This window comes from Variovorax sp. P4_D9, from assembly GCF_056401695.1.
In genome coordinates, this window is sequence record NZ_JBFUIU010000426.1 from 1 (window position 1) to 7,839 (window position 7,839).

At 67.2% G+C, this 7,839-nt stretch carries 7 protein-coding genes; 2 read left to right on the forward strand and 5 right to left on the reverse strand.

Annotated features, from left to right (window positions below):
* Positions 1 to 907, forward strand: a 907-nt coding sequence (lysA, locus tag AC1DY5_RS33745) for a diaminopimelate decarboxylase (RefSeq protein WP_478118614.1), incomplete at its 5' end; no start/stop codon positions are given.
* Here lysA and AC1DY5_RS33750 read toward each other — a convergent pair.
* The 5 genes from AC1DY5_RS33750 to AC1DY5_RS33770 form a co-directional block, all read right to left on the reverse strand.
* Complete coding sequence (locus AC1DY5_RS33750; protein ID WP_478118616.1) at positions 897 to 1,547, reverse strand: protein-methionine-sulfoxide reductase heme-binding subunit MsrQ; 651 nt, start codon at positions 1,545 to 1,547, stop codon at positions 897 to 899. The genes lysA and AC1DY5_RS33750 overlap by 11 nt on opposite strands.
* Positions 1,548 to 1,557: 10 nt before the next feature.
* Positions 1,558 to 2,556 (reverse strand): protein-methionine-sulfoxide reductase catalytic subunit MsrP, encoded by a 999-nt coding sequence (msrP, locus tag AC1DY5_RS33755; RefSeq protein ID WP_478118618.1) that lies wholly within the window; start codon positions 2,554 to 2,556, stop codon positions 1,558 to 1,560.
* Between the two features lie 115 nt (positions 2,557 to 2,671).
* Positions 2,672 to 3,988: a c-type cytochrome biogenesis protein CcsB gene (ccsB, locus tag AC1DY5_RS33760; RefSeq protein WP_478118620.1), complete on the reverse strand. Its 1,317-nt coding sequence runs from the start codon at positions 3,986 to 3,988 to the stop codon at positions 2,672 to 2,674.
* Positions 3,985 to 6,126: a cytochrome c biogenesis protein ResB gene (locus AC1DY5_RS33765; RefSeq protein WP_478118622.1), complete on the reverse strand. Its 2,142-nt coding sequence runs from the start codon at positions 6,124 to 6,126 to the stop codon at positions 3,985 to 3,987. The genes ccsB and AC1DY5_RS33765 overlap by 4 nt, the downstream gene beginning before the upstream one ends.
* Positions 6,127 to 6,230: 104 nt before the next feature.
* Positions 6,231 to 6,905 (reverse strand): c-type cytochrome, encoded by a 675-nt coding sequence (locus AC1DY5_RS33770; protein ID WP_478118624.1) that lies wholly within the window; start codon positions 6,903 to 6,905, stop codon positions 6,231 to 6,233.
* A gap of 70 nt (positions 6,906 to 6,975) precedes the next feature.
* Between AC1DY5_RS33770 and yihA the strand changes: the two genes are divergently transcribed.
* Positions 6,976 to 7,722: a ribosome biogenesis GTP-binding protein YihA/YsxC gene (yihA, locus tag AC1DY5_RS33775; protein ID WP_478118625.1), complete on the forward strand. Its 747-nt coding sequence runs from the start codon at positions 6,976 to 6,978 to the stop codon at positions 7,720 to 7,722.
* Positions 7,723 to 7,839 lie beyond the last annotated feature (117 nt).

A 7,839-nucleotide genomic window follows, 5' to 3' on the forward strand; every position in this document is an offset into this window, starting at 1 on the left:
GGCCGGCATCGGCTGCTTCAACGTCGAAAGCGAGGCCGAGCTCGACGTGCTCAACGCGGTCGCGCTCGAAGAAGGCCGCCGCGCGGCGGTCAGCATCCGCATCAATCCCAACGTCGACCCAAAGACGCATCCCTACATCTCGACCGGTCTCAAGGGCAACAAGTTCGGCGTGGCGCACGACCGCGCCGTCGCGATCTATCAGCATGCAGCGTCGCTGCAGGGCTTGCAGGTGGTCGGCATCGACTGCCACATCGGCTCGCAGATCACCGACGCCTCGCCCTACCTGGAAGCCCTGGAACGGGTGCTCGACCTGGTCGAGGCAATCGAGGCGGCCGGCGTGCCGCTGCACCATCTCGACTTCGGCGGCGGCCTGGGCATCGACTACAACGGCGACACACCGCCCGCCGCCGATGCGCTGTGGCAGCAATTGCTGGCGCGCCTCGATGGGCGAGGCTTCGGCAAGCGCCGCCTGATCGTCGAACCTGGCCGTTCGCTGGTCGGCAATGCCGGCGTCTGCGTGACCGAGGTGCTCTACCTCAAGCCGGGCGAGGAAAAGAACTTCTGCATCGTCGATGCGGCCATGAACGACCTGCCGCGGCCCGCCATGTACCAGGCCTTCCACCAGATCGTGCCGCTCACCCCGCGCGCCGGCGACGCGGCCACCTATGACGTCGTCGGCCCGGTCTGCGAAAGCGGCGACTGGATCGGCCGCGACCGTTCGCTGCGGGTCGAGTCTGGCGATCTGCTGGCGGTGCTGTCCGCGGGCGCCTACTGCATGGCCATGGCCAGCAACTACAACACGCGCGGCCGCGCAGCCGAAGTGCTGGTCAGCGGCACGCAGGCGACGCTGATCCGCCGTCGCGAATCGATCGACGACCAGCTGGCAAGCGAGCGCTTCAGCGACTGACCGGCGCCCGCGGTGCCGTGGCGGCAATCGGCCGCGGCATCTTCTTGCTGCGCGCGAAGTTCCAGACGCGCCAGCCCAGCAGCGCACCGATGATCGCGGCGTAGACGAACACCTCGGCGAAGTTGTTCTTGCCCGCGCGCATCCAGAAGAAGTGCAGCAGGCCGAGGCCGGCGATCCCATAGACGAGCTTGTGCAGCGCCTGCCAGCGCTTCGCGCCCAGCGCCTTGATGGCGCGGTTGAACGACGTGGCAGCCAGCGGCGTGAGGAGCACGAATGCCGAGAAGCCAACCAGGATGAACGGCCGCTTGGCGATGTCCTTGGCGATGTCGTCGAACTCGAAGCCCATGTCGAACCAGGCGTAGCTCAGCAGGTGCATGACCACGTAGAAGTAGGCGAACAGCCCCAGCATGCGGCGAAAGCGCGCCAGCGCATTGACCTTGCAGATGACCCGCAGCGGTGTGACCGCCAGCACGATGCAGATGAAGCGCAGGGTCCAGTCGCCGGCCGAGCGGATCAGATACTCGGCCGGATTGGCGCCGAGCCCATCGGTCAGCGCACCGTAGAACAGCCACGCGAAGGGCAGCAGGCACAGGACGAACACCAGCGGCTTGGCGGCCGGGTGCAGCAACAGCTTGTTCACGGCGCTGCGCTCAGTAGTTCTTCTTCAGGTCCATGCCGGCGTAGAGCTGGCCGACCTGCGCCTCGTAGCCGTTGAAGAGCTGGGTCTTGGTGCGCTTGGCGAACAGGCCGCTGCCATCGCCGATACGGCGCTCGGTCGCCTGGCTCCAGCGCGGGTGGTCGACGTTCGGGTTGACGTTGGAATAGAAGCCGTACTCCTGCGCAGCGGCCTTGTTCCAGGCCGTGCCGGGCTCCTTTTCGACGAAGCGGATCTTGACGATCGACTTGGCGCTCTTGAAGCCGTACTTCCAGGGCACCACGATGCGCACCGGCGCGCCGTTCTGGTTCGGCAGCACCTCACCGTACATGCCGAAGGTCAGCAGCGTCAGGGGATGCATCGCCTCGTCCATGCGCAGGCCCTCGGCATAGGGCCAGTCGAGCACGCGCGAGCCGACAAAGGGCATGGTCTTGGGGTCGGCCAGGGTCAGGAACTCGACATACTTGGCATTGCCCTGAGGCTCGACCTTCTTGATCAGTTCGGACAGCGAGTAGCCGACCCAGGGGATCACCATCGACCAGCCCTCGACGCAGCGCAGGCGGTAGATGCGCTCTTCCTGGGCGCTGAGCTTGATCAGGTCCTCGATGCCGTACTTGCCGGGTTTCTTGACCAGGCCCTCGACCTCGACCGTCCAGGGCCGGGTCTTGAGGCTGCCGGCGTTCTTCACCGGGTCGCCCTTGTCGGTGCCGAACTCGTAGAAGTTGTTGTAGCTGGTGGCGTCCTTGTAGTCGGTCAGCTTTTCCATCGTCTGGGCCCCGGACACGGCCGATTTCGCGCCCGGCAAGGCTGCCAGCTTGCCCGGTGCGGTCGCCTGCGCAATGGCGTCGCGCGCGGCCCAGGAGGCCATGGCGACACCGGCTGCGCCGCCGGCCAGCCAGCGCAGCATGTCGCGCCGGCCTTCGTAGACGGCGCGCGGGGTGATCTCGTTCGAACGCGGGTGGATGAAGCCGTCGTCGCGGGAGTGAATCAACATGATGGAATGCCTTTCACCTGAATCGGGTGTCAGGGTGAGTTCGTTGCCGACGCCGATCCGGTTACGCGCCGAAGGCGCCTGCGGATCATTTCACAAGCGAAAGACCGGCGTGCGCCTACAGGGTTCCGTAGCTGTGCAGCCCGCTCAGGAACATGTTGACGCCCAGGAAGGCGAAGGTCGTCACGGCCAGCCCGCCGAGCGCCCACCAGGCCGCCACGGTGCCGCGCAGCCCCTTCACCAGCCGCATGTGGAGCCAGGCGGCGTAGTTGAGCCAGACGATCAGGGCCCAGGTTTCCTTCGGGTCCCAGCTCCAGTAGCCGCCCCAGGCGTCGGCCGCCCAGAGGGCGCCGAGGACCGTGGCGATGGTGAAGAAGGCGAAACCCACGGTGATCGACTTGTACATCACGTCGTCCAGCACCTCGTTGCCCGGCAGCCGCGCTGCGATGCGCTTGCGGCCCATCAGGATGCCGGCGGCGATCAGCGCCGAGATCGCGGCATAGCCGACCCAGTAGCTGCCACCGGCCTCCTGCACCCGCTGGCGAAAGGCCACCGGCACGAAGCATAGCGCGACGCCCAGCAGCCAGATCGGCGTCAGCTTGTACCAGCGGGACTCGTCGGCCTGTTCCTTGATCAGGTAGGCGAAAGCGACCATGGCGGCCAGCGAGAAGGTGCCGTAGCCGATGAAATTGGCCGGCACGTGCAGCTTCATCCACCAGCTCTGCAGCGCCGGCACCAGCGGTTGGATCTCGTGGGCCTCGCGCACCAGCGTGTACCAAAGCAGAAAGCCGACCGCGGCGCTGACCACCAGCATCACGAAGGCGCCGAGCGCGCGCGTGCGGTAGCGCCATTCGAAGTAGAGATAGAAGGTGGCGGTCAGCCAGCAGAAGAGGACGAACACCTCGTACAGGTTGCTGACTGGGATGTGGCCGATGTCCGGGCCGAGCTGGTGGCTCTCGTACCAGCGCACCATGCTGCCGATCAGCGCCATCGTGACTGCGGCCCAGGCCAGGCGCGAGCCGATCAGGTCCATGGCGTCGCCCTGCCTGCCGCCGAAGAAGCCGATCCAGTAGAACAGCGTGCTCATGAAGAACAGCACGCTCATCCAGAGGATGGCCGACTGGCTCGAGAGGAAATACTTGAGCCAGAAGACGCTGTCGGCGCGCGCCAGGTCGCCCTGGTAGGACACGATGGCCAGCAGCGCGGCGGCCGCGACCACCATCGCCAGCACCCGCAGCGGGCGCCAGAACCACCCGAGCCAGATGGCGGCCGGCACCGCCACCACCAGGATGGTCTGCTCGTAGTAGTCCATCGCGCCGTGAAAGCGCGAGAACGCGAAGAAAGCACCGGCCAGCACCAGCAGCGCGAACACCCAGTCGAGGGCGTTGCGGCGCGAGAGCCAGCTGTCGTTGAGCGTGAGCGTGGTGGTTGTCATGACGCGTTGTCCTCCCTGATGGCGAGCAGCTTGTGCTTCAAGTGCTCGAATTCGCGGTCGCTGTCGATGGTCTTGCGGTTGACCGAGAAGGCCAGGGTCGCCGCGCTGCCCTGGGCGTTGTCGCCGTCCTGCGCGAGCCACACCCACAGCCGGCGCTCGCGCACGTACAGCATCGCAAAAATGCCCACAATGAGCAACAGGCAGCCCAGGTAGACGATGTTCTTGCCCGGCGCCCGCGCGACCTGGAATACGCTGGCCTGCACCTGCTTGAAGTCGCTCATCATCATCGCCACCGGGGCCGGATAGAAATAGGCGTCGCTGATCGCCAGCACCGCCTGCGTGAGGTATGGCTGTGATTTCTCGTCGGCCAGCATGGCCGCCAGGCCGGCCTGTTCGCGGCTCAGGTTGAGCACCTCGAACAGCACCTCGTTGAGGATGCGTACCAGCACCGCGGCCGCGCGCTCGCGTTCCGCCTCGGGCACGTTGGCCTCCATGAACTCGGCCACCGCCTGCCAGCCGCCGCGGCTGACCGCGTCCGCCTTGGCGGGCTCGGTGCCCGCGAACAGCGCCAGGGCCCGGGCGGCCGAACCGCGCAGCTGGGCCGCCAGCTCGGGGCGCTTGGGATCGGTGGCGCGCGCGATGTAGCGGTCGAGGGCGCGGTCGCGCAGCCTGGCATCGGCCAGCGCGGCACGCATGCGCACGAAGCCGTCCATCGAGCCCTGCTCGTCGGCCGGCACCCGCAGGTAGCGGAAGGGATCCTCGGGCCGCTCGCGCACGCCGAGCAGGAACACCGGCTGTCCATCGCCKGTGTCCACCGGGACCATGTAGTTCTGGAACTCGCGCGCCTGGCCCGAGGCGTCGCGCAGCTTGTAGCCGATGCTGGGGCCGATGTTGCGCAACACCTTGGGCTTGTTGGTCTTGTTGGCGGCGCCCAGGCGCGACTCGAGGTCGTGGCGCAGGTCGACCTTGCGCACGTCGGCGCCGCTGGACATCGCGCCGCCGGCGCTGTCGGCGAAGTTCTCGACGTTGATCACGCGCAGCGCCACCAGCTCGAGCGTCAGGCGCTCGCTGCCGTTGGTGATCTCGCTGCTGCCGCCGATGGTGCCGTCGATCTCGAAGGCCTTGGCCGCCGCGCCCATCGGTATCGCCTTCAGCTTCACGCTTGAGCCGCCGTCGTCGAAACTCGACTGGTAGATCTCGACACCCTTGTAGCTGGCCGGGTGGTTGACCTCGATGCGCCTCGGCAGCTGCTCGCCGGTCTCGCGGTCGTGCAGCACCACCTCGCTGGCGAACAGCTTGGGCATGCCGGTCGAGTAGTACTCGACGATGAACTTCTTGAGCTCGATCGAGAAAGGCAGGTCCTGCAGCAGCACGCCGTCGGACTGGTTCAGGATCGCGACGCTCGCCTGCGCGCCCTCGGGCACCAGGATGTTGCCGCGGAAGGTCGGGTTGCGCGGCGACAGGCGGTGCTCGGGCGCCACGTCGGCGATCAGGCCGCCGCCGGTGTAGACGCTCTTGCCGTTGAACCAAGTCTGGGCCCGCACCACCAGGTCGCCGTCGAACAGGCCGCCGATGCAGACCAGCACGATCGCACTGTGGGCCGCTATATAGCCGAGCTTATGGGCGCCGCCGGCCCGCGCGGCGACCATCCAGCCGTCGCCCTCGCGGTGCTGCAGCTTGACCTTCCAGCCGCCGCCGGCGAGCAGCTGGCCGATGCGCTTGGCGGCCTTGTCGGGTGTTTCGTCGAGCACGGCCTCAGCGCGCTGGCCGAAGGCCTTCAGGCTCTGGGCCCGGATGCCCTCCTTGACGGTCCGCAGGTCCTTCAGGATGTGCGGCGTGTTGCGCGCGATGCACAGCGAGGTGCTGACCACCAGGAACAGCAGGATCAGCAGGAACCACCAGGCGCTGTAGATCGAATCGAGCTTCGCGGCATGGAACAGCTCGGCCCAGAAGGGCCCGAACTGGTTGACGTAGTTGCCGAAGGGCTCGTGCTGCTTGAGCACGGTGCCGATGATCGAGGCGATGCAGATAATGGTCAGCAGCGCGATCGCGAAGCGCATCGACGAGAGCAGCTCCACCGCCGCGCGGACCGCGTGGGGGCCATGACGGACACGAAGGCCGTGGGTGGAGACTGACATGGGTGCGAGGCGTGAAAAGAAAAAAGGCGGGCCATCCTGCCGGATCGGCCCGCCTTGTTAGGAGTTTGTTATCGGCGGTTGGTTCAGGCTTCGAGAGCCGGAATTCAGCGCAGGCCGGCGATGTAGTCGGACACGGCGGCGATTTCCTTGTTGCTGAGCTTGGCGGCCACGCCGGTCATGACGAGCGAATTCAGTCGGGTGCCTTCGCGGAACAGGGTCAGCTGCTGCGCCGTGTAGTCGGCGTGCTGGCCGCCCAGGCGCGGGTACTGCGCCGGGATGCCGGCACCGTTCGGGCTGTGGCAGCCGGCGCAGGCCGGGATCTGGCGATCGGCGATGCCGCCGCGGAAGATCCGCTCGCCCAGGCCGACCAGGTCCTTCTCCTTCGCGAAGCCGGGCTTGACCTTCTTCGAGGCCGCGAACCAGGCGATGTTGCGCATGTCCTCATCCGACAGCGCCGTGGCCATCGGCTTCATGATCGCGCTCTTGCGCTTGCCGGACTTGAAGTCCTGCAGCTGCTTGAGGATGTACTCGGGGTGCTGCTGCGCCAGCTTGGGGTTCGCCGCGATCGCCGAATTGCCGTCCGCGTTGTGGCACGAGGCGCAGCTCTGGCTGTTGGCCGGCGTGGCATTGAAGACCGTGTCCCCCTTGGCGACGTCGGGCTTCGGCGCCTTGGCGGGCGCCTCGGCGGCCGGCTTTGCAGCGGGCTCGTCAGCCGCGAAGCTGGCGCTGGCGGCGGCGCCCAACAGGGCTGCAAGCAGAATTTTGGCAAACAACTTCATATCGGGGGCTTGGATTTATGGCGCAAAACCCGGCGATTCTACAATGGCGCCCCGTACCGAAAGCTCATCGATGACCACCCCGCCGCGGAAGCCCGCCGTCAGCTACTCCCGCACGGCGACCGCCGTCGACCCTCAAGCCGCCGAACGCGCCCGTGTGGCGCGTGGTTGGCTGCACACCGCCCACTTCCTCACGAGCGCTCCCCAGCTCGAGCATCTGCCGCCCTTCGAGCTGCCCGAGATCGCCTTCGTCGGCCGCTCGAACGCCGGYAAGTCGACCGCCATCAACACGCTCACGCAGCAAACCCGGCTGGCCTTCGCCTCGAAGACGCCGGGCCGCACGCAGCACATCAACCTGTTCGGCGTCGGCAAGCAGAAGGTCGACGATGCGGTGCTGGCCGACCTGCCCGGCTACGGCTATGCGGCCGTGCCGAAGGAGGCCAAGCTGCGCTGGCAGCGGGTCATGGGCAACTACCTGATGACCCGCGAGAACCTGCGCGGCGTGGTGCTGATGTGCGACCCGCGCCATGGCCTGACCGAGCTCGACGACATCCTGCTCGAAGTGATCCGGCCGCGGGTCGAGCAAGGGCTCAAGTTCCTGGTGCTGCTGACCAAGGCCGACAAGCTCACGCGCTCGGACGGCGCCAAGGCGCTGTCGATTGCGCGACTGCAGGCCGGCGGCGGCGAGGTCAAACTGTTCTCCGCACTGAAGCAGCAAGGCGTGGACGAGGCGGCCGAGCTGCTGTGGCGCTGGGCGCACCCCGAAGACGGGCAGCCCGCGGCCATTCCCGAGCAAGCCCCCATCGACGAGCAGCCCTGATCACAGCGCTGGCGCCTCCTCGCCGCATGGACCCCAAAGGAGACCCGCCTGTGATCGAGACTTTCTCCCGTGCGCTGCCGAACGGCACCACCCTGAGCTGCCGCGCAGCTGGTGCCC

Bases quoted from the DNA above. Each gene is read 5' to 3' on its own strand.
- ccsB (WP_478118620.1), bottom strand. From the start codon at position 3,988: ATGACAACCACCACGCTCACGCTCAACGACAGCTGGCTCTCGCGCCGC.
- msrP (WP_478118618.1), bottom strand. From the start codon at position 2,556: ATGTTGATTCACTCCCGCGACGACGGCTTCATCCACCCGCGTTCGAAC.
- AC1DY5_RS33770 (WP_478118624.1), bottom strand. From the start codon at position 6,905: ATGAAGTTGTTTGCCAAAATTCTGCTTGCAGCCCTGTTGGGCGCCGCC.